The 24,573-nt window shown below is 67.8% G+C and carries 24 protein-coding genes, 1 tRNA gene, 1 pseudogene and 1 riboswitch; of the genes and pseudogenes, 20 read left to right on the forward strand and 6 right to left on the reverse strand.

Annotated features, from left to right (window positions below):
* Window positions 1-54 precede the first annotated feature (54 nt).
* The 6 genes and pseudogenes from ACFWU2_RS08405 to ACFWU2_RS08430 all read left to right on the forward strand — a co-directional run bounded on the left by ACFWU2_RS08405 (window position 55) and on the right by ACFWU2_RS08430 (window position 5,578).
* Complete coding sequence (locus tag ACFWU2_RS08405) at window positions 55-951, forward strand: segregation and condensation protein A (protein ID WP_378603850.1); 897 nt, start codon at window positions 55-57, stop codon at window positions 949-951.
* Window positions 948-1,655 carry an SMC-Scp complex subunit ScpB gene (gene scpB, locus ACFWU2_RS08410; protein WP_378603853.1) on the forward strand — a complete coding sequence of 236 codons (708 nt, stop codon included), beginning with the start codon at window positions 948-950 and terminating at the stop codon, window positions 1,653-1,655. The genes ACFWU2_RS08405 and scpB overlap by 4 nt, the downstream gene beginning before the upstream one ends.
* Before the next feature lie 613 nt (window positions 1,656-2,268).
* Window positions 2,269-3,273 (forward strand): annotated as a pseudogene (locus tag ACFWU2_RS08415) (pseudouridine synthase); the annotation flags it as partial.
* Window positions 3,274-3,317: 44 nt separating this feature from the next.
* On the forward strand, window positions 3,318-3,980 hold the full coding sequence (gene cmk / locus ACFWU2_RS08420; protein WP_378605143.1) for a (d)CMP kinase: 663 nt from the start codon (window positions 3,318-3,320) through the stop codon (window positions 3,978-3,980).
* On the forward strand, window positions 3,977-5,398 hold the full coding sequence (der, locus tag ACFWU2_RS08425; protein WP_169622354.1) for a ribosome biogenesis GTPase Der: 1,422 nt from the start codon (window positions 3,977-3,979) through the stop codon (window positions 5,396-5,398). Before cmk ends, der begins: the two co-directional genes overlap by 4 nt.
* 106 nt (window positions 5,399-5,504) lie before the next feature.
* A tRNA-Pro gene (locus ACFWU2_RS08430) sits at window positions 5,505-5,578 on the forward strand.
* Window positions 5,579-5,845: 267 nt separating this feature from the next.
* Here ACFWU2_RS08430 and ACFWU2_RS08435 read toward each other — a convergent pair.
* Window positions 5,846-6,391, reverse strand: coding sequence for a TetR/AcrR family transcriptional regulator (locus ACFWU2_RS08435; protein ID WP_378603856.1), 546 nt, complete (start codon window positions 6,389-6,391; stop codon window positions 5,846-5,848).
* A 103-nt stretch (window positions 6,392-6,494) separates the two neighbouring features.
* Between ACFWU2_RS08435 and ACFWU2_RS08440 the strand changes: the two genes are divergently transcribed.
* On the forward strand, window positions 6,495-7,412 hold the full coding sequence (locus tag ACFWU2_RS08440; protein ID WP_378603859.1) for an alpha/beta hydrolase: 918 nt from the start codon (window positions 6,495-6,497) through the stop codon (window positions 7,410-7,412).
* Between the two features lie 147 nt (window positions 7,413-7,559).
* Here ACFWU2_RS08440 and ACFWU2_RS08445 read toward each other — a convergent pair whose 3' ends face one another.
* A complete protein-coding gene (locus ACFWU2_RS08445) occupies window positions 7,560-8,522 on the reverse strand; it encodes an AraC family transcriptional regulator (protein ID WP_378603862.1) in 963 nt (320 codons plus the stop codon).
* Window positions 8,523-8,672: 150 nt separating this feature from the next.
* Here ACFWU2_RS08445 and ACFWU2_RS08450 point away from each other — a divergent pair, with 150 nt between their 5' ends.
* Both ACFWU2_RS08450 and ACFWU2_RS08455 read left to right on the forward strand, forming a co-directional pair.
* Complete coding sequence (locus tag ACFWU2_RS08450) at window positions 8,673-9,320, forward strand: NAD(P)-dependent oxidoreductase (RefSeq protein WP_378603865.1); 648 nt, start codon at window positions 8,673-8,675, stop codon at window positions 9,318-9,320.
* A 108-nt stretch (window positions 9,321-9,428) separates the two neighbouring features.
* The gene (locus ACFWU2_RS08455; protein WP_378603868.1) at window positions 9,429-9,842 is read left to right on the forward strand and encodes a VOC family protein; all 414 of its coding nucleotides are present in this window, start codon (window positions 9,429-9,431) and stop codon (window positions 9,840-9,842) included.
* Here the strand turns inward: ACFWU2_RS08455 and ACFWU2_RS08460 are convergent.
* Window positions 9,839-10,228 (reverse strand): MmcQ/YjbR family DNA-binding protein, encoded by a 390-nt coding sequence (locus ACFWU2_RS08460; RefSeq protein ID WP_072698079.1) that lies wholly within the window; start codon window positions 10,226-10,228, stop codon window positions 9,839-9,841. The genes ACFWU2_RS08455 and ACFWU2_RS08460 overlap by 4 nt on opposite strands.
* A 97-nt stretch (window positions 10,229-10,325) precedes the next feature.
* Window positions 10,326-11,348 (reverse strand): phosphotransferase family protein, encoded by a 1,023-nt coding sequence (locus tag ACFWU2_RS08465; RefSeq protein ID WP_378603871.1) that lies wholly within the window; start codon window positions 11,346-11,348, stop codon window positions 10,326-10,328.
* 191 nt (window positions 11,349-11,539) lie between these two features.
* Between ACFWU2_RS08465 and ACFWU2_RS08470 the strand changes: the two genes are divergently transcribed.
* From ACFWU2_RS08470 to gcvP, 11 genes are all read left to right on the forward strand, one after another.
* Window positions 11,540-12,157, forward strand: a complete 618-nt coding sequence (locus tag ACFWU2_RS08470) for an NUDIX hydrolase (RefSeq protein ID WP_378603874.1) — start codon at window positions 11,540-11,542, stop codon at window positions 12,155-12,157.
* Window positions 12,158-12,250: 93 nt separating this feature from the next.
* A complete protein-coding gene (locus ACFWU2_RS08475) occupies window positions 12,251-12,862 on the forward strand; it encodes a CDP-alcohol phosphatidyltransferase family protein (protein WP_378603877.1) in 612 nt (203 codons plus the stop codon).
* Window positions 12,859-13,725 carry a DUF881 domain-containing protein gene (locus ACFWU2_RS08480; protein WP_378603881.1) on the forward strand — a complete coding sequence of 289 codons (867 nt, stop codon included), beginning with the start codon at window positions 12,859-12,861 and terminating at the stop codon, window positions 13,723-13,725. The genes ACFWU2_RS08475 and ACFWU2_RS08480 overlap by 4 nt, the downstream gene beginning before the upstream one ends.
* Window positions 13,722-14,081 (forward strand): small basic family protein, encoded by a 360-nt coding sequence (locus ACFWU2_RS08485; protein ID WP_072698117.1) that lies wholly within the window; start codon window positions 13,722-13,724, stop codon window positions 14,079-14,081. The genes ACFWU2_RS08480 and ACFWU2_RS08485 overlap by 4 nt, the downstream gene beginning before the upstream one ends.
* Window positions 14,082-14,084: 3 nt before the next feature.
* Window positions 14,085-14,903, forward strand: coding sequence for a DUF881 domain-containing protein (locus ACFWU2_RS08490; RefSeq protein ID WP_378603884.1), 819 nt, complete (start codon window positions 14,085-14,087; stop codon window positions 14,901-14,903).
* Window positions 14,904-14,948: 45 nt separating this feature from the next.
* Window positions 14,949-15,353 carry a glycine cleavage system protein GcvH gene (gene gcvH, locus ACFWU2_RS08495; protein ID WP_378603887.1) on the forward strand — a complete coding sequence of 135 codons (405 nt, stop codon included), beginning with the start codon at window positions 14,949-14,951 and terminating at the stop codon, window positions 15,351-15,353.
* A 155-nt stretch (window positions 15,354-15,508) separates the two neighbouring features.
* Window positions 15,509-15,976, forward strand: a complete 468-nt coding sequence (gene garA, locus ACFWU2_RS08500; protein ID WP_378603890.1) for a glycogen accumulation regulator GarA — start codon at window positions 15,509-15,511, stop codon at window positions 15,974-15,976.
* Window positions 15,976-16,713 (forward strand): MerR family transcriptional regulator, encoded by a 738-nt coding sequence (locus ACFWU2_RS08505; protein ID WP_378603893.1) that lies wholly within the window; start codon window positions 15,976-15,978, stop codon window positions 16,711-16,713. The genes garA and ACFWU2_RS08505 overlap by 1 nt, the downstream gene beginning before the upstream one ends.
* A 114-nt stretch (window positions 16,714-16,827) precedes the next feature.
* On the forward strand, window positions 16,828-17,301 hold the full coding sequence (locus tag ACFWU2_RS08510; RefSeq protein WP_072698776.1) for a bifunctional nuclease family protein: 474 nt from the start codon (window positions 16,828-16,830) through the stop codon (window positions 17,299-17,301).
* Between the two features lie 252 nt (window positions 17,302-17,553).
* Window positions 17,554-18,177: a MerR family transcriptional regulator gene (locus ACFWU2_RS08515; protein ID WP_378603896.1), complete on the forward strand. Its 624-nt coding sequence runs from the start codon at window positions 17,554-17,556 to the stop codon at window positions 18,175-18,177.
* 72 nt (window positions 18,178-18,249) lie between these two features.
* A riboswitch (glycine riboswitch) is annotated at window positions 18,250-18,344 on the forward strand.
* Between the two features lie 165 nt (window positions 18,345-18,509).
* Window positions 18,510-21,365, forward strand: a complete 2,856-nt coding sequence (gcvP, locus tag ACFWU2_RS08520) for an aminomethyl-transferring glycine dehydrogenase (RefSeq protein ID WP_378603899.1) — start codon at window positions 18,510-18,512, stop codon at window positions 21,363-21,365.
* A 167-nt stretch (window positions 21,366-21,532) separates the two neighbouring features.
* On the opposite strand, the gene ACFWU2_RS08525 is transcribed toward gcvP, so the two are convergent.
* Both ACFWU2_RS08525 and ACFWU2_RS08530 read right to left on the reverse strand, forming a co-directional pair.
* Window positions 21,533-22,699: a metallophosphoesterase gene (locus ACFWU2_RS08525; protein WP_378603902.1), complete on the reverse strand. Its 1,167-nt coding sequence runs from the start codon at window positions 22,697-22,699 to the stop codon at window positions 21,533-21,535.
* 2 nt (window positions 22,700-22,701) lie between these two features.
* Entirely contained in the window at window positions 22,702-24,378 is a 1,677-nt protein-coding gene (locus tag ACFWU2_RS08530) for a substrate-binding domain-containing protein (RefSeq protein ID WP_378603904.1), read from the reverse strand.
* Window positions 24,379-24,573: the final 195 nt, after the last annotated feature.

Consider the following 24,573-nt stretch of genomic DNA (forward strand, 5'->3'; position numbering starts at 1 on the left):
CCGGACACGGCCCCTCCGAAAGCCGCTCGTCCGGCTACCGTCGCCCGGAATCACATGCCGGACGCCCCGGAAATCCCTGCTGCGCCGGAAGTCCCGGCTGCCTCGGAGGCCACGGATACAGCAGCGAACGTGGAGACCTCGGCGACGGTCGCTGCGGAGCCGGACAGGCCCGCCGGCTTCCACCTCAGCCTCCGCAACTTCGAAGGCCCCTTCGATCTGCTGCTCAGCCTGATCTCCCAACGTCGGCTCGACGTGACCGAAGTAGCCCTCCACGAGGTCACCGACGAATTCATCTCCTACACCCGTCGGCTCGGACCCGAAATGGGTCTCGATCAGACCACGGAGTTTCTCGTCGTCGCTGCGACCCTGCTCGATCTCAAAGCGGCGCGACTGCTGCCGTCCGGCGACGTCGACGATCCTGAAGACCTCGCCCTCCTCGAAGCCCGTGACCTGCTGTTCGCGCGGCTCCTCCAGTACCGGGCCTACAAACTCGTCGCCGAGCAGTTCGCCGCTCTCGAAAGCGCCGCCCTTCGCCGCTACCCGCGCGCGGTCTCCCTCGAAGAATGCTTCGAGAATCTGGTGCCCGACGTCGTCCTCGGCGTCGACGCCCAGCGCTTCGCGGAGATCGCGGCTGCCGCGTTCCGGCCCAAGCCCGTTCCCACAGTCGGTCTCGACCACCTGCACGTGCCGACCGTGTCGGTACCCGAGCAGGCGGCTCTGATCCTCGCTGTCCTGGAACAACGCGGGGCAGGGGTCTGGGTAGGGTTCGACGACCTGATTTCCGAGTGCGAGCACGGACTGCAGATCGTCGCCCGGTTCCTTGCGTTGCTCGAGCTCTACCGGGAACGTGCCGTCACGTTCGAACAACCGGACCCGCTGGGACCGTTGCAGGTGGCGTGGACCGGGGAGAACGACGACGCCGCCATCGACTTCGAGGAGGACTACGGATGAGCCAGGACCACGTCGCGGATGCCGCCGCCGGTACCGCCGACGAGCGGGCCTGGGACGCGGAACTGCTCGAGATGGCCGACGACGAACTCGTCGCCGCGCTCGAAGCGCTGCTGCTCGTGGTCGACACGCCGGCACCCACCGAGCAACTCGCCGCCGCCATCGGAGTCACCACCGAACGTGCGGAGACCGCACTGCGCGGCCTCGCACACAGTCTCACCGCGCGCGGCTCCGGCATCGACCTGCGGATCGCCGGCGACGGCTGGCGCTTCTACACACGCCGCGACTTCGCCCCGTACGTCGAGAAGCTTCTTCAGGGCGGCGCACGCACGAAGCTCACCCGCGCCGCCCTGGAAACCCTGGCCGTCGTCGCATACCGGCAGCCGGTGACCCGTGGCCGGGTCAGTGCCGTGCGCGGCGTCAATGTCGACGGCGTGATGCGGACACTGCTCGCCCGGGATCTCATCGCCGAGGCGGGGACGGACCGCGAGACCGGCGGCACGCTCTACATCACGACGGATCTGTTCCTGGAGCGGCTCGGGCTGGCGTCGCTGCAGGATCTCCCGCCCGTCGGACCCCTACTTCCGGACGTCGATGTGATCGATGACATCTCTGAGAGTCTCGAGTCGGACCCACGATTTGAGAGAATGGGAAAGAACGCGCGTCCCGAGAAACTCTCGCCCGCGGAGTTCGATCCAGAGAATTGACAGGAATCAAGTGAATACACCCGCTCGCCGTGATGGCACACCGGACCGCAATCGTAGTAACCCCCGCGCCGCGAAGGCTCAGAATCCTCGCGCTCAGCGCTCCGACAATCGGACTGACGCTCGTCCCGATCGTCGCACCGACTCCCGCCCCGACCGCCGTACCGAAGGTCGTTCGGATTTCCGGACGGATCGTCGTACGGAAGGTCGTCCCGATCGTCGTACGGAGGGTCGTTCGGATCACCGGACCGATCGTCGTACCGAGGGTCGTTCGGATCACCGGACCGATCGTCGTACCGAGGGTCGTTCGGATTTCCGGACGGACCGTCGTACGGAAGGCCGTCCCGATCGTCGTACGGAAGGTCGTCCCGAGTACCGGACGGATCGTCGTACCGAGGGTCGTTCGGATCACCGGACCGATCGTCGTACCGAAGGTCGTCCCGAGTACCGGACGGATCGTCGTACCGAGGGTCGTTCGGACCACCGCCCCGACCGTCGTACCGCAGGTCGTCCCGAGTACCGGACGGATCGTCGTACGGAAGGTCGTTCGGACCACCGCCCCGACCGTCGTACGGAGGGTCGTCCCGAGTTCCGGAACGACGCCCGTACCGATCGTCGTACGGACTCTCGTCCCGATCGCCGGGTTGAGGAACGAACGGACGCTCGTCCCGATCGCCGCACCGACGCTCGTCCTGATCGACGGGCAGCAACCTCGACGCCGGACGCCGGCAAGAAACCCCACCGCAAGGGCGCCACGCTGAACAAGCGCGGCCGCCCGGCCGCGCCCAAACCGGCGGCCAAGCGGCCCGTGCCCAACCCGACGATCAGCAATGCGAAGCCCGCGCGGCATCAGCACAGCGATGCCGGTCCCACCCAGCTTCCCGCGGGTGAGGGAGTGCGCCTGCAGAAGGTGCTCGCCCAGGCCGGTGTCGCCTCACGCCGGGCCGCCGAAGAACTCATCGACGCCGGTCGTGTCGAGGTCGACGGCAAGATCGTGGTCGAACAGGGCCTTCGCGTCGACCCTGAGAACACGGTCATCCGCGTGGACGGAACGCGCGTGGTCGTGAAGAAGGACCTCGTGCATCTCGTGCTGAACAAGCCGCGCGGATGGCAGTCCACGATGTCCGACGATCTCGGCCGTCCCTGCGTCGGCGACATCGTCTCCGAACGCATCGCCGCCGGCCAGCGACTCTTCCACGTGGGCCGGCTCGACGCGGACACCGAAGGTCTGCTGCTGCTCACCAACGACGGTGAGCTCGCCCACCGGCTCATGCACCCGTCGTTCGAGGTCACCAAGACCTACCTGGCGACCGTCAAGGGCGAGTTGCCGCGCGGCGTCGGCAAGAAGCTCAAGGAAGGCATCGAGCTGGACGACGGCCCCGCCTCGGTGGACCAGTTCGCACTGCTCGAAGTCTTCAACGGCCAGTCCCGCGTGCGTCTCGAATTGCACGAGGGCCGCAAGCACATCGTCCGCCGGCTGCTCGACGCGGTGGGTCACCCGGTGATCCGCCTGGTGCGCACCAACATCGGTGCCGTCGCGCTCGGCGACCAGCGGCCCGGCACTCTCCGTGTGCTCGGACGCAAGGAAGTCGGCGGACTGTACGAGGCGGTCGGCCTGTGACCGGCTCCGCCCCGCTCGCCGGGGACGGCCCGCTGATCGTCGCGATGGACGGCCCGTCCGGGACCGGAAAATCCACGGTGTCCAAGCGACTGGCGAAGCACCTGAACGCGGCATACCTCGACACCGGGGCCATGTATCGGATTGCGACCCTGCACGCGCTGCGTCGCGGCACCGATCTGACCGATCCGGCCGCCATCGCGGCGGTCACCGCAGGCTTGCCCTGGTCCATCGGCACCGATCCGGCCGTCGAGGACATCCGCCTCGACGGTGAGGACGTCCGCGAGGTCATCCGCAGCGCGGAGGTCACCGCTGCGGTGTCCGCGGTCTCCGCAGTGCCCGAGGTGCGCACGCTCCTCGTCGAGGCACAGCGGCGACTCGGACGCGCCGCGGGCCGTGTCGTCGTCGAGGGACGTGACATCGGCACCGTCGTGTTCCCCGACTCGGACGTGAAGATCTATCTCACCGCCTCTCCGGAGGCCCGCGCCCACCGGCGCAACAACCAGAACATCGCCGAGGGACGCGGCGACGACTACGAGGCTGTGCTCGCGGCGGTACAACGCCGCGACCACCTCGACTCCACCCGCGCGGTCTCACCGCTGCGCGCGGCGGACGACGCGGTCGTCGTGGACACCAGCGATATGAACATCGACGAGGTGGTTGCCGCGCTCGTCGCGGTGGTCACCGAGCAGACGGGAGCGACGCTGTGAGCGACGACGTCACCACAGAATTCGCCGGAGACGGCACATGGTCGGAAGAAACCGACTGGGATATCGACCTTACCGACGGTGACGCCTTCGAAGAGTTCGTGCCGGTTCCGACCGTCGCGGTCGTCGGCCGACCGAACGTCGGCAAATCGACTCTGGTCAACCGCATCATCGGGCGCCGCGAGGCGGTCGTCGAGGATGTGCCCGGAGTCACCCGCGACCGCGTCTCGTACGAGGCGACGTGGGCAGGGCGCCGATTCATGGTGCAGGACACCGGCGGCTGGGAGCCCGATGCCAAGGGCATGATGCAGTCCGTGGCGCAGCAGGCCGAGGTCGCCATGCGGACCGCCGACGCGATTCTCGTCGTCGTCGACGCGACGGTCGGTGCGACCAACGTCGACGAGGCTGTCGCGAAGGTGTTGCGGCGCTCGAAGACCCCGGTGCTGCTCGTCGCGAACAAGGTGGACGACGACCGGGTCGAAGCCGAAGCCGCCGCTCTGTGGTCGCTCGGTCTCGGTCAGCCCTATTCGGTGTCCGCCACCCACGGGCGCGGTACGGGCGACCTGCTCGACGACCTGCTCGAGAAACTGCCCGCGACGCCGCGCGAAGGCACCGGCGGGGGAGGACCCCGCCGCGTCGCCCTGGTCGGTAAGCCGAACGTCGGCAAGTCGAGCCTGCTCAACAAGCTCGCCGGTGACGAGCGTTCGGTGGTGCACGACGTCGCCGGCACCACCGTCGACCCCGTCGACTCGCTCGTCGAGCTCGGGGGCAAGCCGTGGCGGTTCGTGGACACGGCGGGCCTGCGCAAGCGCGTCACGCACGCGTCGGGCGCCGAGTTCTATGCGTCGCTGCGGACACGCGCGGCGATCGAGGCCGCGGAAGTCGCGGTGCTGCTGATCGACGCGTCCCAGCCCATCACCGAGCAGGACCAGCGTGTCATCACGATGGTCGTGGAATCGGGCCGGGCACTCGTGATCGCCTTCAACAAGTGGGATCTCGTCGACGAGGACCGTCGCTACGAACTCGGCCGCGAGATCGAGCGCGACCTGTCGCGGGTGCCGTGGGCGGCGCGGGTCAACATCTCCGCCAAGACCGGTCGCTCGGTGCAGCGTCTCGTCCCGGCCATGGAGACGGCGCTCGAGTCGTGGGACAAGCGCATCTCCACCGGACGCCTCAACAATTGGCTCAAGGAGATCGTCGCAGCGACACCTCCGCCGATGCGCGGTGGCCGGTTGCCGCGGGTGATGTTCGCGACGCAGGCCGCGACGCGCCCGCCGACCTTCGTGTTGTTCACCACCGGATTCCTCGAGGCCGGGTACCGCCGGTTCATCGAACGGAAGCTGCGTGAGGAGTTCAACTTCGACGGCAGCCCGGTTCGCGTCTCCGTGCGCGTGCGGGAGAAGCGCGACCGTCGCAAGTGATCGGTCCGCGACCATGACACTCCAACGGACATAGGGCTCTGACCAGGCGATTAGCGTTTCCCGCCGTCCCTGTTGTAATCTCAACGAGCGCTCGAGAGAGCGCGGACGGGCTGTGGCGCAGCTTGGTAGCGCACTTGACTGGGGGTCAAGTGGTCGCAGGTTCAAATCCTGTCAGCCCGACCGAGGAATAGCATGTCAGAGGCGGTTTCGGAGAAATCCGAGACCGCCTCGACTGCGTTCGAGCCCCGGATGCCCCACTGAGCCGTGACGCGGCCAGACGCTCGCGGGTCGCGAGGACGGCGACCCTGCCCCGGTCGCCACTCGGCTTCGTGGACCGCTGCTCGACGTCGAAGCCGCGCTCCGATCCCAGCTGTCAGGGACGGCGATCGGGACCAGCACGCGTCTCGAGGGGTCTCGTGGAGCTCCGTGAGCCCATTTCCGGCACAACTACGTCAGCGTCCAGCGCGAAGCCAGAGCATCGCAGATGGCGCGTTGCTGAGATTCGTCCTGGTGGTGCGCGAGGAGTCCTTCGATGGTGAAAATGCCGATCATCACTTCGGCGTCCACGGCCGGGGCGGCGACTCCGGCCTTCTCGAGCTCGTAGCGGAACAGACTTCCGGTGATCGCATGGAAATTCTGATGCCATTCGGCGATGGCCGGTGAGTGCCCGACGCGGGCGTGCACCGTCGTCACCAGGTGACTCATGTCCGTGAGTTGTCCGACCACCCAAGCCAGCCGGGCGGCAATGGGCTCGCCGGCGACGTCCTGGTAGCGCGGCCACACGTCGGCCATGACCGCCGTGAGAACTGCGATCAAGACGTCGTCCTTGTTTCCGAAGTACCAGTAGATAGTGTTCGGCGCCACCCCGGCTTCCTTGGCGAGTCGGCTCATCGAAGTGGCGTCGTAGCCATCCTCGACGAACAGCCGCCGGGCGGCCGCCACGATTTCTGCGCGCTTCTCGTCGGCGGGTTGCGGGCGCTTGTTGCGTGCCATGGCGTGGTTCCCCTCGGACGGTCCAGGTCCCGTTCCTCGATGCCGTTCACGGCGCTGCTACCTTGTGTTGAATATCATTCAAGATACTCGACGGGGGAACACCTTGACTCACCCATACAGCTACGTCCGACACGACGTGACATTCCTGTCCGACGGGACACCCTGCGCCGCATGGCTGTATCGGCCCGATGGCGTCGAGAATCCGCCCGTCGTCGTGCTGGCGCACGGCTTCGCCGCGTTCCGCGAACTGCGACTGGACGCCTACGCTGCACGGTTCGCCCAAGCTGGATACGCCGCGCTGGTGTTCGATTATCGGCACTGGGGGGCCAGCGGAGGACAACCCCGCCGCATCCTCGACATCGGTCGACAGCACGCAGACTGGCGTGCCGCCATTGCCTACGCCCGCAGCCTGCACAACGTCGACACAACCCGCGTCGTCGGGTGGGGATCCTCGTTCGGCGGTGGACACGTCTTGGACCTGGCCGCCCAGGATCACGCGCTTGCTGCCGCGATCGTGCAGGTGCCCCACATGACCGGCCCCGCCTCGGCGTTCGCGCAAGCCCCCGCACTCCTCGCCCGCCTCGTCGTCGCGGCCGTGCGCGATCAGGTAGGGGCGTGGCTGGGCCGCCCGCCCCATCGGGTCAAGTCCATCGGCACACCCGGCGACCTCGCAATGATGACCTCCCCCGGTGCCTACGCCCTGGTCGAGCGAATGGCCGGAGACCAGTTCGAGAAACTACTGGCCGAGAATGATGTCGCCGCTCGTATCGCGCTCCGCGTGCCGTTCTACTCACCGGGTCGGAAGGCAGCCGACATCACCGCTCCGACGCTGGTTCAGCTCGCCACGAAGGACGACGTCACCCCGTATGCGAAGGCTCGGAAGATCGCGGCGCGCATCCCGCGCGGTGAAGTGCGGTCCTATGACTGCACGCACTTCGAACCCTATCTGGACCCCCACTTCGAGCAGATCGTGACCGATCAGATTGCCTTCCTGGACCGCCATGTCGGAGGCACCCGATGACACCGTCGACAACGCCCCGACCCTTCCCGCTGCGGTGCGCAGCCTGAAACTCGGTGCCGGTCGATCGGCGTGGCGGTCGTCGGCGATGTGATCGAGACGTTGATACCGTCCACTCCTGACCGTGATCGGGCTCGAACCGGCGGGACTTCACGCTGATGGATTCACGCGCCGCCGTACCGCCCCCGGGGTTGTTCCCGTCGCCCTCTTGAACGCCCGCGCGAAGGCGGCCTCGGAGTCGTACCCCGATCGCGCGGCGAGTTCGGCCACCGTCGCGCCCCTGCGCAACGCGACGGCTGCCGTTTCCATCCGCCATCGGGCGACGTACCGCATGGGAGGTTCCCCGACCAGTTCGGTGAAGCGCGCAGCGAACGCAGATCGTGACATCGCCGCCTCGCGAGCCAGCCCGGCGACACTCCACGGCCCCTCCGGAGCGCGATGCACCGCCGCGAGCGCGCGACCCACCTGCGGATCCTGCAGCGCCCCGACCCACCCGTCCCGCGCCGCGGGGTCGGACTCGACCCAGGTCCGGATCGCGAGGATCACGAGGATGTCGGCCAACCGGGTCAGCACTGCCTCGCCACCGGGCCGCACCCGGCGTGCTTCGTCCGCCATCAGCGCGAGTATCTGCGATGCGGTCCCCAGGCCCGAGTCGATCCGCAGGACCGGCGGCAGTAAGGACACCAGTCGCCGCGCGGTCGGATGGTCGAATTCGACGATGCCGCATACGAGCACGGTGGGGTCACCGCCCCCACCGTGCCGCAGAACCGAATAGTGATCGCCGATCATTTGCTGCGGGAGCGTGTCGACGCGACCGGTGCGGGCCGCGGTCGGCCCGCTGCGAATCAGGTGGCCAGTCCCGTGGGGTACCACCGCGAATTCGCCGGGAAGCATGCGCGCCGGCGGTGAGCCGGGGACATCGAGCCATGCCTCGCCCGAGACGACCAGATGGAAGCTCGAACTGTCGGCGAACGCCGGCATCTCCAGACCCCACGGCGCACTCAGCTCGGAGCGGCAGTAGAAACCCCCGCGCATCCGCAGCAGATGCAGTGCTTCCCCGAGGGGGTCCACCGGGGTCCACGGATATGCCGTCGCGCCCGTCGTGTTCGTCATAGGGCCACAATCCCGCCCTCGCGACCCGTTCGTCCAGTCGCGCCGGACGAACGGGCATAAAACCTGGGCTTCGGGGCATGGAAGGTCCTGAACCGGCTCCATAGCCTGGGTTTTGGACACAGAACTATGGACGCGAACGAGGAGGACAACATGAAAGTACTGGTGGTCGGCGCAACAGGAGGTTCCGGGAAAGCGGCAGTGACCGCGCTGCTCCGCCGTGGTCACGACGTCACCGTGTTCGTCCGGAACGACAAGGCACTGGGAGATCTCGCTGGGCGATCGACGATCGTCACCGGCGATGCCACCCGGCCGGAGGATGTCGATGTCGCGGTGCGCGGTCAGGACGCGGTGATCGTGACGCTGGGGATCAGTGAAAACCCCGTCCGCGTGCGGATGCGCGGACCGGCAGGGACGGCTCTCGATGTGCGCTCACGCGGCACGCACAACATCGTGGCCGCGATGGGACGCCACGACGTTCGGCGCCTCGTCGTGCAGACCTCGTACGGCGTGGGGGACACCCGCGGCAAACTGCCCCGGCGATACGCGTTGATGTTCCGGGCGCTACTCGGTCCGCAGATCGCGGACACCGAGAAACAGGACGCTCTCGTGCGTGAGAGTGATGTCCTCTGGACGCTCGTGCAGCCGGTCAACCTCACGGACGAGGGATCCGGTACGGCGACGACGTCCGACACAGGGGAGGTCGCCGGTTGGCACGTGGCCCGCGGTGCGGTCGGTGAGGTCCTCGCCGACGCCGTCGAGCGGCCGGACTACGCCGGAAAGACGATTGCGGTGTCGTGAGTGTGAAGAGACGGTCACGATGAGAAAGTGCCACGCCGCGGGTCTGTCACGGCGTGGCACTGCCACACCACGACCGAGCGTTTCCCGACACAGAAGGAGTTGGTGACCGTGCCCACCACACTGAATCCGTATCTCGGCTTCCGTGACACCGCGCGCCACGCGATGGAGTTCTACCGAGACGTGTTCGGAGGTGAACTGACGATCTCCACGTTCGGGGAGATGCAGATGGGAGACCCGGGCGATGAGGACAAGGTGATGCATTCGATGCTCACCACCGCCAAGGGAATGGTCCTGATGGGTTCCGATACCCCCGCGGCGACGGAGTACATTCCCGGCACCAACTTTTCAGTTTCCATCAGCGGTGACGACGAGGCCGAACTCCGCGGCTACTGGGACGGTTTGACCGAAGGCGGCCGAATCGACGTGCCGCTCGAGGTTGCGCCGTGGGGCGACATCTTCGGGATGGTCACCGACAGGTTCGGAGTCGACTGGATGATCGGCATCTCCGGGGCTTCCGGCTAGCGGGCATCGAGCTCGTGGACCAGTCGCGCGGGAGCGGTGACGCGGAAGGACATATCCAGCAACTCGGCGACCTCGTCCCAGTCCACGGTGGCGCTCTCGAGGTCGAACCCGATCCATCCCGACGGACCCATGTAGGCGGGGTGGTACGTGCGCGCGTCCTGAAGCAGCGCTTCCCGCTCGGAGGCGTCCGGCTTGAGGATCAGCGAGCGCGGGAAGCTTCGTCCGGTCTCTTTCACGGTTCCGCCGTACACCGCGAACGCCGTCTTCGTATGGAAGAAGGGACGTCCGTGTGAGATCTTCTCGCCGGCGCCGGGAAACGCCAATGCCAGCTCGCGCACCCGCGCGAGCAGCGGATCTTTCTCGTCGAACATGATCGGGTGCGACATGCGGGCAGCGTACCGCCGAGTTCGGGGTGGCAGCAGCGTTCCGCGGCAGGTCGAACGCTCGTCGTGTGGGCCGGCGCCGGGGGACAGCTGTGTCCGTTCAGCGGAGCACGGCGATGCCCTCGCGGAGCAGCGGGGTGACTCCGTCGCCGATCTTGTCGAAGCCTTCGCCGACCGTCTTGCCCTGCCGGTAGCGGAAGTAGATCCCCTCGAGGATCACCGCGAGTTTGTAGTACGCCAAGGCCAGGTGGAATGCCAGGTCGGACACGTCGCGTCCGCCGGCCGCGTCGTAGCGGGCGAGGAGTTCGTCGTCGCTCAGGAAGCCCGGCGCCTGCGAGACCGTGGAGACGGGGAACCCGGCGTCGAGCCGCGCGAGACGCTGGTAGACGAGCAGCAGCGCCACGTCGGTCAGTGGGTCGCCGAGCGTTGCCATCTCCCAGTCGAGGACCGCGGCCACCTCGTCGTGGTCGTCGACGAGGAGATTGTCGAGCCGGAAATCTCCGTGCACAATGCCTGCGGCACCGTCGTGGGGGAGTCGTGCGACGAGCAGTTCGTGCAGCTCGTCGGCTTCGGGCAGGTCCCTGCTGCGGGAGTTCTCGAGCTGGGTGGTCCAGCGTCGCACCTGCCGGCCGAGGAATCCTTCCGGCCGGCCGAAATCTCCCAGTCCGACCGCCTTCGGGTCGACGGCGTGCAGGGCTGCGAGGGTGTCGATCATGCGTTCCGAGATGGACCGTGCCCGTTCGGATCCGAGGGGGAGGAGTTGTTCGACGGTGCGGTACGGCGTTCCCTCCACGAGGTCCATCAGGTAGAAGGGCGCGCCGATCACGTCGGGGTCCTCGCAGAGGTGATGAGTCCGGGGGACCGGCACTGCTGTTCCGGTGAGGGCGGTCAGCACGCGGTGTTCGCGCGCCATGTCGTGTGCTGTCGCGAGGACGTGACCGAGCGGGGGGCGGCGCAGGACGAGCCGGTGGGACCCGTCCGTCAGCTCGTAGGTGAGATTGGAACGCCCACCGCTGATGAGCCGGGCGGAGAGGGGACCGTCGAACTGCCCGAATCCCACGGTTTTCAGGTGGGCGGCGAGCTTCTCGAGGTCGAGACCTGCGGGTGGGGCTGTGTCCGTCATCCGGATCCTTTCTGTTTCGACACACTATGGCGTGCAGCGGATCTCGGTGTGGGCGGAACGACTGTCAATCCTGGAAGAAATCCGGGTTAGACGGAAATCAAAAATTTACCGAATCGTGCGCCGTCGGAACACCCGCCTCGCCTCGCCACGCTGTGACGCCACCAGACCAACCCACCTACTACTGTCATCGCATGAGCGCCCTACACCCTCTCGATCGCAACCACCTCACCGCGGCACTCGCCGCGTTCGAGTCACGCCGGTTGCCCCTCGATGGCAGGCGCCATGCCGCCGTGGTCGTCGCCGTCCTCGACGACGGCACCGGGAATCCCGTGATGCCGCTGACCAAACGACCCGCACGACTCCGCGCGCACCCAGGACAGTTCGCCCTCCCGGGCGGGCGTCTCGACGACGGCGAGACCCCCGAGGACGCGGCGCTTCGCGAACTGCACGAAGAACTCGGCCTCGCCCTCGAGCCCGACGCGATCATCGGTCGCCTCGACGACTACGTCACCCGATCCGGATATGTCATGTCGCCGTTCGTGGTCTGGTCCGACACCGCCATGGCCGACCTCGTCCCGAGCCCCGACGAGGTGGACATCCTCTACGCGGTCACCGCATCCGAACTCGACGTCGCGCCGCGCTTCGTCGCGATCCCCGAGTCCGACAAGCCCGTGATCCAATGGCCCTTCCGCGGACATCTCATCCACGCCCCCACGGCAGCGGTGGTGTACCAGTTCCGGGAAGTGGCACTGCACGGCCGGCACACCCGCATCGAAGGACTCGAGCAGCCAGTCTTCGCCTGGCGCTGACGCCCCGGACGGAGACCCGGGACGAATGTGGAAGGGTATGAGAGACCGACGGTGAAGCCGAGAAAACTGCGAAGAACAAGGGATGACGCGACGATGACCGATGCGACCACGGGCGCCGGCACGGGCAGCGCCGACCGCATCCTCACCGTTCCCAACGCCCTCAGCTTTCTCAGGCTGCTCGGGGTCCCACTGTTCCTGTATCTGGTGCTCGTCGTCCACGCCGACGCCTGGGCGCTGATCCTGCTCATCGTCAGCAGCCTGACCGACTGGGCGGACGGCAAGCTCGCCCGACTGCTCGACCAGACCTCCCGCCTCGGCGCGATCCTGGATCCGATGGTCGATCGCCTCTACGTCGTGACCACCCTCGTCGCACTCGTCGCCCGCGACATCATGCCGTGGTGGATCGCCGCCATCCTCATCGGGCGCGAAGTCGTCCTCGCGCCCACCCTCGCCGTCTACCGACGCAGGGGACTGCCCCCGCCGGAAGTGCTCTACCTCGGTAAGGGCGCCACCTTCCTGCTGATGTTCGCGTTACCGCTGCTACTCGCCACGGTGGCCGTACCCGGTTCGGAACCCATCACGGGTCCGCTCGGCTGGGCGGCGCTGATCTGGGGCACCGTGCTCTACGTGTGGACCGCGATTCTGTACATCGCTCAGGCCGTCACCATCGCGCGGACGGTCCCGGTGACGGGCCGGCCCGAATGAGCCGCAAGTGGGAACGCGTGCGCCGCAACCCGGTGCCGTCGCTGCTGAAATCTCTCCTCGAGGACCATCTCGACCCGGGTTACGCCGCGGCCGCCGCCGACCGGCGCGCCGGACGACGACCGACCTCGCGCGCCACCGCCGGGGTATGGCTCATCGTCGGGGTCGTGCTCGCCGGCCTCGTACTGGGAACCGCGTACGCCCAGAACAACGCGGGGGAAGCGGGGACCGACCAGGCGCGCGCCGAGATCCTTGCGTCTCTGCGCGCGGGTGACGAGAGGAACGCCGCGCTCGTCGCGCGGCGTGACGAACTGACCCGGACGATCCAGGACCGTCGCGATGCTCTCTTCGCCGACGACACCGAAGGCGGCACCGTGCTCGATCAACTGCGCGCGGCGGAGGATGCAGCCGCGGCGCTGCCGGTCCGGGGTCCGGGACTGACGGTTACCCTCACCGATCCCGCGGCCCGCCCGAACCTGTCCGACTCGTCCCAGCAGACAGAAGGCCGCCCGACCGCAGCGGTCTTCGACCGGGACCTGCAGGCAGTGGTGAACGCACTGTGGGCGGCGGGTGCAGAGGCTGTGTCCGTCGGCGGGGTCCGGGTGGGTCCGGGCGTGACCGTCCGCCAGGCCGGGGGAGCGATGCTCGTGGACAACCAGCCGGTCTTCTCTCCGTACGCAGTCTCGGCGGTGGGATCTCCGGGCCGGCTTCAAACCTCGTTCGTTGTGAGCGACGCCTACCTGAGGATCGCCGGAATCGCGCAACTCTACGGGGTAGGTTTCACCCTTGCCGACGAGGACGAACTCGAACTCCCGGCCGCGCCGGCGCGAAAAATCGGATCAGCAGGGGAAGTGGGGAATCGGTGAATCGGGTCAATCATGCTCAGGCGCTGTATGCGGCGCTGGCGCTCGCGATCGGGATCGCAGCCGGCATCGTGTTCAGCCCCCAGGTTCCCGACATCGTGCAGCCGTACCTGCCCATCGCGGTGGTTGCCGCCCTCGACACGGTGTTCGGCGGTCTGCGCGCTTACCTCGACGACATCTTCGACGCGAAGGTGTTCGTGGTGTCGTTCGTGTTCAACGTCCTCGTCGCCGCACTCATCGTGTGGCTCGGCGACCAGCTCGGTGTGGGCACGCAGCTCTCCACCGCGGTCATCGTGGTTCTGGGTATCCGGATCTTCGGCAACGCCTCGGCGCTGCGCCGCAGATTGTTCGGTGCGTGACCTATGTCCGACGACACACGCGGTGACGAACACGAACTACGCGGCGGTCCCGAACGGGAAGGCCCCGAACCGGACGCCGTCGAACCGGATCAGGACGCGGACGGCCTGGCCTCGGCGGCGACGGCCCCGGGGCCCAAGCGGACCGCGCCGGTCTTCGCGGTGCTCGCCGCACTCCTCGTCTTCCTGCTCGGTACGGCGCTCGCCACACAGGTCAGGAACACCGGTACGGGCGACACCCTAGATTCGGCGCGCCCAGCGGATCTCCTGGTTCTGCTCGACAACCTCAATCGCAGAGAGGCCGCGCTGCGGCAGGAGATCACGGCACTCGAGCGCACACTCTCGAGTCTCGAGCGGGACGGCTCGGACGCCGCTCTCGCCGAGGCACGTGAGCGGCTCGACGACCTGTCGATCCAGCTCGGCACTGCGCCGGCGACCGGCCCGGGAGTCGTTCTCACGGTGAACGACCCGCGCGGCGGCGTCGGGGCCGAGGTCGTGCTCGACATGATCCAGGAACTGCGCGCGGCGGGCGCCGACACGATGCAGATCGCCGGTGCGGACGGCGAGACCGTACGCATCGGTGTGGATTCGTGGGTGACGGGCTCGTCGGGCGCGATCACGGTCGACGACACGCCGCTTCGTGCCCCCTATACGGTCACCGCCATCGGTGACGGACCGACCCTCGCGGCAGCACTCAACATCCCGGGAGGTGTCGTCGACGCCGTGGCCCGAGCGGGCGGCAGCCTCACCGTGGAGCAGTTTCCGCAGGTCGACGTGCCCGCCTTGCGGGAGATCAAGCCGCGCCAATACTCTCAGCCCGGATAGTGAATCCGACGTTCGCCCGGAACGTCGCCCCCGAAAGGATCTACCTTGAGTGAGTTCGAAACGCCCGGCGAGTTGCGCTACACGGCGGAGCACGAATGGGTGCAGAGGACCGGAGCGACAACCGCGCGGATCGGGATCACGGACTACGCACAGTCTCAACTCGGCGACGTGGTCTTCGTGCAGTTGCCCGAGCCGGGTGCCGACGTGACCGGAGGCGACTCCTTCGGTGAGGTCGAATCGACCAAGAGTGTCTCGGATGTGTACGCGCCCTTCAGCGCGAAGGTCACCACGGTCAACACCGACCTGGAGACCAACCCGGAACTGGTCAACAGTGCTCCCTACGGAGCCGGGTGGCTGGTCGAGGTGGAGGTGGACAGCGAAGGCGACCTCGACGGCGCCCTCGGAAAAACGATGGATGCGGACGGCTACCGCGGCATCACGGAAAGCTGACGGTCGCGGCATGTAACGTGGCCGCGACTACCTGCACCAGTGCCCCCGCACAGGGTACGGTCAGATATGGCGTGTGCCGTGTCGATTTTGATCGGGGCGAACGACTCAACGATCGCCCGGGAGTTCCCGGGCGATCGAACGGATAAGGAGAAACGGTGAGCGAGAACGGCAACGCGGGCTACGAGGAGACTCCTGCGGAGACTACTTCGGTGTTTCGCGCCGACTTCCTGAACGAAGCGGAAAGCGCCGGGGCCGGAACGGCTACGACCGACGCGCCCGTCTCAGGTGTCGAAGGGCTCCCTGCCGGATCAGCGCTACTCGTTGTCAAGCGTGGACCCAACGCGGGTTCGCGCTTCCTGCTGGACCAGCCGACGACGTCGGCGGGACGGCATCCCGACAGCGACATCTTCCTCGACGACGTGACCGTCAGCCGCCGGCACGCCGAGTTCCGTCAGGACGAGGGCGACTTCCAGGTGGTCGACGTCGGAAGCCTCAACGGCACCTACGTCAACCGGGAACCGGTCGACTCCGCGGTACTCGCCAATGGCGACGAGGTTCAGATCGGCAAGTTCCGGTTGGTGTTCCTGACCGGTCCTCGCGGTTCGCAGGGCGCGAGTAGCTGATGACCGCAGCCCACCAGTCGGCGCCGGCCGGCATGTCGATCGGGTCCGTACTCGATCGACTGCGGCCCGAGTTCCCGGACGTCACGATCTCGAAGATCAGATTTCTCGAGGCCGAGGGGCTGATCAGCCCGGAGCGCACTCCGTCGGGCTATCGCCGGTTCTCCATCGCGGACTGTGAACGGCTGCGCTATGTGCTCACCGCACAACGGGATCAGTACCTTCCGTTGAAGGTGATCAAGGAACAGCTCGAGGCGATCGACCGCGGCGCCGCGACGGTGGGATCGGTCGAGACGCGGCCCAAACGGCCCCGGCCGCTGGCAGTCGCCCGCGGTGAGGTTTCACCGGAGGACCTGCGCACCGACCGGGAGATCCGCGTCAGCCGCGACGACCTGTGCGAGCGGGCCGGTGTGGATACCGCGTTCCTGGCCGAACTGGTGGGGGCGGGCCTGGTGATACCGGGTCCCGCCGGGTTTTTCGACGACGACGCGGTGCTGCTCGCGCGCACCGCGAAGGCAATGGCCGAGTTCGGCCTCGAGGTACGGCATCTGCGCGCATTCAAGCTCGCTGCCGACCGCGAGGCCGGACTCGTCGCCCAGATCGCGGGTCCTGTCGCGAAGGGGCGCGATGCCGGGGCCCGGCAGCGCGCGGAAGAGATGGTGCGCGAACTCGCCGCATTGTCGTTGACGCTCCACACTTGCCTGGTGAAGGCAGCCGTCCAGGGAGCGCTCGACCGCTGACCGCTCCCGGCAGCGCCGACCGGCACCTGACGGATGTTGAGGAGCGCACTAGAATTCAGGCAATATCGATTCGGGTGGTACGCCACTGACGAGCAGCGGGACGGAGGCGCCGCGATGAGCGAGATGCGCGTGGTGGGAATCCGAGTGGAACAACCCCAGAACCAGCCTGTCCTGCTGCTCCGCGAAGTCGACGGCGAGCGGTACCTGCCCATCTGGATCGGCCAGAACGAAGCGACCGCGATCGCGCTCGAGCAGCAAGGCGTGGAACCCGCCCGCCCCCTCACCCACGATCTGATCAAGAATCTGCTGGACGCCTTCGGCCACGCACTCCTGGAAGTCCGCATCGTCGACCTTCAGGAGGGCACCTTCTTTGCCGATCTTGTTTTCGACGGCGACATGCGCGTGTCGTGCCGCCCGTCCGATGCCGTCGCTGTAGCCTTGCGCATCGGTGCACCGGTATTCGTCGACGAAGCGGTACTCACCGAAGCAGGACTGGTCATGCCGGACGAGCGCGAAGACGAGGTTGAGAAGTTCAAGGAATTCCTCGACAACATCTCTCCGGACGACTTCAAGGCGACGGACGGCTGAGCGGTCGTTCGTCGACCGGCGACGGACGCGTTGCGGCCCCGAGCAGCAGCCCAGTCCGACGCGAGTAGTGTCGAACGTTGCCTTTCCGGTGGGCGTGTTGCTGCCCCGCGCCCCACGCCGGAGCGTACGCTGGGTAAATCCGAATATGGATTACTTGGTGAGCCTGAGAGCGCTCGACGATCGGATGCGGTGGGGGAATCCGCCGGTCGGTCGTTGCGAGGTACAACAGGGCGCGCGAGAGGAAGTCACACAGTGCGAGATCGGCCGCAGGGACAGCATTCCAACGTTGACGCCGGCGACCGCGCGAGTTCGTCACCTACACCGCACGACGAAGAGATCCAGCCAGGGCTGTTCCCCGACGATTCGGTGCCCGACGAACTCGTCGGCTACCGGGTGCCCATCGCGTGCCAGATCGCGGGAATCAGCTACCGCCAACTCGATTACTGGGCGCGTACCAACCTCGTGGTCCCGTCGATCCGAGGCGCGGCAGGGTCGGGAAGCCAGCGGCTCTATTCGTTCAAGGACATCCTGGTTCTCAAGATCGTCAAACGACTCCTCGACACCGGTGTCTCGCTCCAGAACATCCGCGTCGCCGTGGATCATCTGCGCAGTCGTGGCGTCCGCGACCTCGCCAGGATCACACTGTTCTCCGACGGCACCACGGTGTACGAGTGCACGTCGCCCGAGGAGGTCGTCGATCTTCTCCAGGGCGGGCAGGGCGTCTTCGGGATCGCAGTCAGCGGCGCAATGCGCGAACTGACCGGAAGCATCGCCGACTTCCCCGCAGAGCGTGCCGACGGAGGCGACGTCGAAGAGCGGCCGGAAGACGAATTGGCGTCCCGGCGCCGCAGTCGCATCAACCGCCGAATCGGCTAGACGAAGATCACCCGCGAGGGTGGTGCGGTGTCGTCGATGCATGACCGTCGTGTTCTAGACTTGGGCTCGCGTCGCCGTCGTGCGGGAGAGTTCCGGACCTGATCCGGGCGCCGAAGGAGCAGCACCTCCCCGTCAATCTCTCAGGCATACAGGACCGTGCGAGCTACGACGTCTCTGGAAAGCGGTGGGAGCACCCACCCGCCCACGGGGAAACGCCCTCCACGGGCCGAATCTCTCAGGCGCTCGCTCCGCGAGCTCGCGACAGAGGGGGAGGAAACATCCCGTGCGACCACGCACGGTGGTGGACCTCTCCGATCAGCCTGGGAGCTGCGATGTCAGAAGATGTCACCTCGAACTTCGCCGACCGTCACATCGGTCCCGACACCGCGGGTCTGCGCCGCATCCTCGAGGTGGTCGGAGTCGACTCGCTCGATGCACTCGCCGCGCGGGCCGTCCCGGCGACCATTCTCGACGAGCGCGACGGTGCCGTCTCCGACGGGCTCGAAGTCCTCGACGCCCCGAAGTCCGAACACGACGTTCTCGCCGAGCTGACTGCTCTCGCCCGGAAGAACACCGTCGCGACCTCGATGATCGGGCAGGGCTACTACGACACGCTCACGCCACCCGTACTGCTGCGCAACATCATCGAGAACCCCGCCTGGTACACCGCGTACACGCCCTACCAGCCCGAAATCAGCCAAGGTCGCCTCGAAGCCCTGCTGAACTTCCAGACCATGGTCGCGGACCTGACCGGCATGGAGGTCGCGAACTCGTCGATGCTCGACGAAGCCACCGCAGCAGCCGAGGCGATGACACTGCTCCGCCGCGCGAACCGCAAGTCGAAGAGCAACCGGATCGCTGTCGACGCCGATCTGTTCCCGCAGACCGCCGCGGTCCTCGCGACCCGAGCAGAGCCTCTCGGCATCGAGATCGTCACGGCGAACCTCGTGGACGACGGCCTTCCCGAGGGCGACTTCTTCGGGGTCATCCTCCAGGTACCCGGAGCGTCGGGACGCGTGTACGACATCACCCCGATCATCGACGCTGCCCACGCACGCGGCGCGCTCGTCGCAGTGGGCGCCGACCTGCTGGCACTGACCTTGATCACCCCTCCCGGAGAACAGGGTGCCGACGCGTGCTTCGGCACGACACAGCGTTTCGGCGTTCCCATGGGATTCGGTGGTCCGCACGCGGGCTATCTCGCGGTGAAAGCGTCCGACACCCGCACACTGCCGGGGCGGCTCGTCGGTCTGTCGGTCGACGCCGACGGCGACCCCGCCTACCGCCTCGCACTACAGACCCGCGAGCAGCACATCCGTCGGGAGAAGGCGACGAGCAACATCTGCACCGCGCAGGTGCTGTTGGCCGTGCTCGCCGCGATGTACGCGTCGTACCACGGCGCCGAGGGGCTGACGGCGATCGCACGCCGCGTCGCCGGGCATGCGGATCACCTCGCGTCGGCGCTGCGTGAAGGCGGCGTGGAGGTCGTGCACGAGTCTTTCTTCGACACCGTGCTGGCCCGGGTCCCGGGCCGGGCCGACGAGGTGATCGGTGCCGCAGCAGCGGCAGGTATCAATCTCTACCGGGTGGACGCCGATCATGTCTCGGTGTCCTGCGACGAAGCCACGACGCCGGCGCACATCACCGCCGTGCTGGAGGCGTTCGGTGTCGCCGACGGACATCCGGGATCGGGTGGGGGCGCATCGCTCGCCGTGCCGGCGCGGACGAGCGCCTTCCTGCAGCACGAGGCGTTCACCCGCTACCGCACCGAGACCGCGATGATGCGGTACCTGCGGCGTCTGTCCGATAAGGACCTCGCGCTCGACCGCACGATGATTCCGCTGGGCTCGTGCACGATGAAGCTCAACGCCGCTGCCGAGATGGAAGCGATCACCTGGCCCGAGTTCGCGGGCTTGCACCCGTTTGCGCCGGCCGAGCAGACCGCCGGCATCCGGCGTCTCATCGCCGACCTCGAGGGATGGCTGGCGGCGGTGACCGGCTACGACGCGGTAAGTCTGCAGCCGAATGCGGGCAGCCAGGGCGAATACGCAGGATTGCTCGCGATTCGCCGGTACCACCTCGACCGAGGCGACGACCGGCGCGACACGTGCCTGATCCCGTCCAGCGCCCACGGCACCAACGCCGCGTCGGCCGTGATGGCCGGGATGCGCGTCGAGGTCGTGGCGTGCCGGCCGAACGGTGACGTCGACCTCGACGACCTGCGGGCCAAGATCGCCGATCACGCGGAGCGTCTCGCGGCGATCATGATCACGTATCCGTCGACGCACGGCGTGTACGAGGAGGACATCGCCGAGATCTGCGGGGCCGTGCACGACGCCGGTGGGCAGGTGTACATCGACGGCGCGAACCTCAACGCGCTGGTCGGGCTCGCCCGTCCGGGCAAGTTCGGTGGCGACGTCAGTCATCTCAATCTGCACAAGACGTTCTGCATCCCGCACGGCGGCGGTGGGCCGGGTGTGGGACCGATCGGAGTGCGTGCCCATCTGGCCCCGTACCTCCCGGGTCACCCGGCCGAGCCGGGCCTCGGCGGCGGCGGACCGGTGTCGGCGGCGCCCTTCGGCTCGGCGTCGATCCTGCCGATCACTTGGACGTATATCAAGCTGATGGGGGCGGAGGGCCTGCGGAAGGCGTCGCTCACCGCGATCGCCTCGGCGAACTACATCGCCCGTCGTCTCGACGAGTACTTCCCGGTTCTGTTCACCGGCGAGAACGGCATGGTGGCGCACGAGTGCATCCTCGACCTGCGGGGGATCACCAAGGCCACCGGTGTGACGGTCGACGATGTGGCGAAGCGACTGGCGGACTACGGGTTCCATGCGCCGACGATGAGCTTCCCGGTGGCAGGCACGTTGATGGTCGAGCCCACCGAAAGCGAGGACATCGCCGAACTCGACGCGTTCATCGACGCGATGATTTCCATTCGCCACGAGATCGACCGGGTCGGGGCAGGGGAGTGGCCCGCCGACGACAACCCGCTGCGCGGCGCTCCGCACACGGCGGAATGCCTGGTGGGAGAGTGGGACCACCCGTATTCGCGCCGGACCGCGGTGTTCCCGATGGGGAAGGCCCGCGCGAAGGTGTGGCCGGCGGTCCGTCGGATCGACGGTGCGCACGGTGACCGGAACCTGGTGTGCTCGTGCCCACCGTTGGAGGCGTACAACAGCTGAGCTGTCCGGGGCCGACGGGAGAACCCGTCGGCCCCGCAGTTACCTGGTTAATGTTCTGGACGGTACGGAAACCCTAGAAAACCCGAACAACTCGTCCTCACGCGACGGACCTCACCCCCGGCCCCGACTCAGGGGGCGGGTTCAGGAGGCGGGTTCAGGAGGCGGGTTCAGGAGGCGTCGGCGGTGAGTTCGAGGATCGTGATCTCGGGGGGAGTGCCGACCCGGACGGGTGGGCCCCATGCTCCGGTGCCCTGCGACGTGTAGATCAGTGTGTCGCCGAACCGGTCCAGTCCGGTCACCGTGGGATTGGCGAGCGAGACGAACGGGCGGAGCGGCCACATCTGGCCGCCGTGCGTATGTCCCGACAGTTGCAGGTCCACGCCGCGATCACGCGCTTCGAGGACATGCTTGGGCTGGTGCGCGGCGAGCACCACGACCGTGCCCGGTTCGACGCCGTCGAGCGCGGCCGACATGTCTGCGATGTGAGGTTCCGGAGCCGTGTAATCGTGAACTCCGGCAAGCGCGATCGTGTCGCCACCCCGCGTGAGAACGACGTGCTCGTTTCGCAACGTCCGTACCCCGAGGGTCTCCCAGTGGTCGAGCCAGGACATGCCGTCGTCCGCGTAGTACTCGTGGTTGCCACTGACACCGAAGACGCCGAGAGGTGCACGCAGGTCGCGAAGTGGTTCGAGGTCCTCACCGGCGAGGGCCACGGTGCCGTCCACCAGGTCGCCACCGAGGACCACCAGGTCGGGTTGCTGGGCGTTCACCAGGTCGACGACGCGGCGCACGAAGTCGGCACCGCGAGCGGGTCCGACATGCAGGTCGGTTACGAGGGCGACGCGGGTCCCCTCGAATCCGGCGGGGAGCCGGCGCAGGGGCACGCGGACGTCGACCACGCGTGGACGCGCGGCCTCGAACACGCCGTAGGTGACGGCGCCGACCGATGCGACGACGAGTGTCGCGGTGGCGATCCGGATCGCTCGACGCCGGGACGGGTCGGCAGGTTCGTCGGTGCGGGGCTTCGTGCGGTCACGGATGCGCCGGACGATCCGTGCCCCGAGAGCGAAGATGCCGATGATTAGGACCCCGAGCCCGAGGTACAGCACGACGGCGAGCCAGGTCCACCCGAGGAACCCGATCGAACGTGCCCACGACGGGTCGAGCGTCGTACCCACCGAACTGGCGGCGACGGCGAAGACCGCGAGCACTACGAGCGCGAGATCGGCGCCGAGCGCGGCGCGACCGGTCACACCCGGCGCGCGTACGAGCCGACGATGCAACCAATAGGTGATGAGGGCGAAGAAGATCGCCATGACAAGCAATCTGAGCACGGTCAGGAAGCCAACTTCCGGATGATGTCGACGAGGGCGGCGCCCTCGGTGGAGGGGACGGTCTCGAGCGTTCCCCCGGTGCGGTCGGCGACCGCTCGCAACGCGGAGAGGTCGGTGACGGGCTCGCCCAGGACGACGAGGTTCACGCGGACGGGTTTGTCGGGGGAGGCAAGCTCGTCGATCGCGGCGAGGAGACCGGCCACGTCGGTATCGCTGCTGTCGAGCACTGCGAGAACGACGTTCGGGCGGGTGGGGTCGTACTTGTCCACCGCGTCGCGGTACGCGGCGGACAGCGCGGCGCTCACGGGTTCGTCGTCGGTGAGGGTGACGGTGTCCAGTGCGCTGCCGAGCGCCGTTCTCTTCGCCGCGGTCAGGCCGTCCCGTTCCACCGCGATCCGGTATCCCGGCGCGTCGTCGGAGAACACGTACATGCCGATCACCGACGTGTCGGGTGAGCGGCGGACGAGGAGGTCGAGGGCGTCGCCGGTGTGGGCGAGGCGAGTGCCGTCGCCGTCCAGGGCCGACATCGACTGCGACGTGTCGACGACGAAGGTGACCTTGCTGGGCGGCACCGGCTCGATGCGGGTGCGGAGCAGTGCCTCGGTGACGACACGGGGGGCGGGAACGAGCGTCGAGTCCACGCGAGGAAGGCGAATGGCGTCGATGGGCGCGGGCACTTCGTCGCCGACCCGGAAGCCGTTCTCGACCAAGAGTTGCGTCTGCTCGGGCTTGCGCACGAAATCGACGAACTCTGCCGCCGCGCGCGAGAGGGTCTCGTCGACCCACGGGGCATCCACAACGGCAGCCGGGAAATCCGCAACCGGGGTCGCACCGACGGGCAGGTAACCGGACAAGCCACGGACCGCGTCGTCGTCGAGCGACGCGTACAACTGCTGCTCGACGACCGGCACCGCGTGGACCGGCGCCGACACGTCGGCCCGGGCGCCGAGCGCCGCGAGTGCGTCGGTCGTCGTCGGCCCGGCGGTCGGCCCGAGTGCATTGGCGCCGAGCGCCAGTTCGGTGACGGCGGTGACCGCGGCCGGGGACTCGGCCTGTTCGACGGTGAGCGGGCCGGTGCCGGCGCCCGTGACCGCCGCGGCGACTCCCTCGAGGGCGAGCGCGGTGGCGTCGGTGCGTTCGCCGGTGGGCAGCGCGAGCGCCAGCCGACCCCACGCTTCGAGGCCCACGGCGCGCATCGCAGCCGGGTCGCGCTGGAGCTGGGGGAGATCGTCCCATCCGACCGCTGAGCTCGTCAGCGCGCGGCCGAGATCGTCGGGAACGGCGAGCACGACCGGGGAGGTGGCGAGGGAGCGGGCTTGCCCGTCGACGGCGGTCGTGGCGCGTTCGGCGGCGCGGGAATCGAGGGGCACCCACAGGGCGGGCTCGGGCCCGAGTGCGGTGTTCCACGGCGTGTCCGAGCCGAGGCTCGCCGCGACGGGAGCCGATTCGGCGGCGAACACCTGTGCGGTCACGCAGTGGTCGCGGATGACGGGAGCGACGTCGGTGGTCCATCGGTCGGCGAGCGTGGTCAGTGTCGGAGCGATCAGGGGGTCGGCGGCGATCCGGAGTACGGCGTCGCCTTCGACACATGTTGCGGCGGCGTCCGCGCCCTGCCTGTCGATTCGTTCGCGTAGCTCGAACCAGCCGAACACGGCGACCACGAGCAGGACGATTGCCACGACCACCACGATCAAGCTTCTGCTGATGCCTCGCGCACCGTCGCCGCGATGTCTCCCGCTCACGTCTGGGTTCGCCTCGTTTCGTGGTGAATCCGGTCGAATCCGACCGGCTACAGCAGTCTAGTGATGCCGCCGAAGGTGCTGTACGCGGTGCAGCCCGTACGGTGCAGCCGTACTACGGGGCAGGGCCCCGGT

It is taken from the genome of Rhodococcus sp. NPDC058639 (assembly GCF_042717545.1).
Taxonomy (GTDB): Bacteria; Actinomycetota; Actinomycetes; order Mycobacteriales; family Mycobacteriaceae; genus Rhodococcus.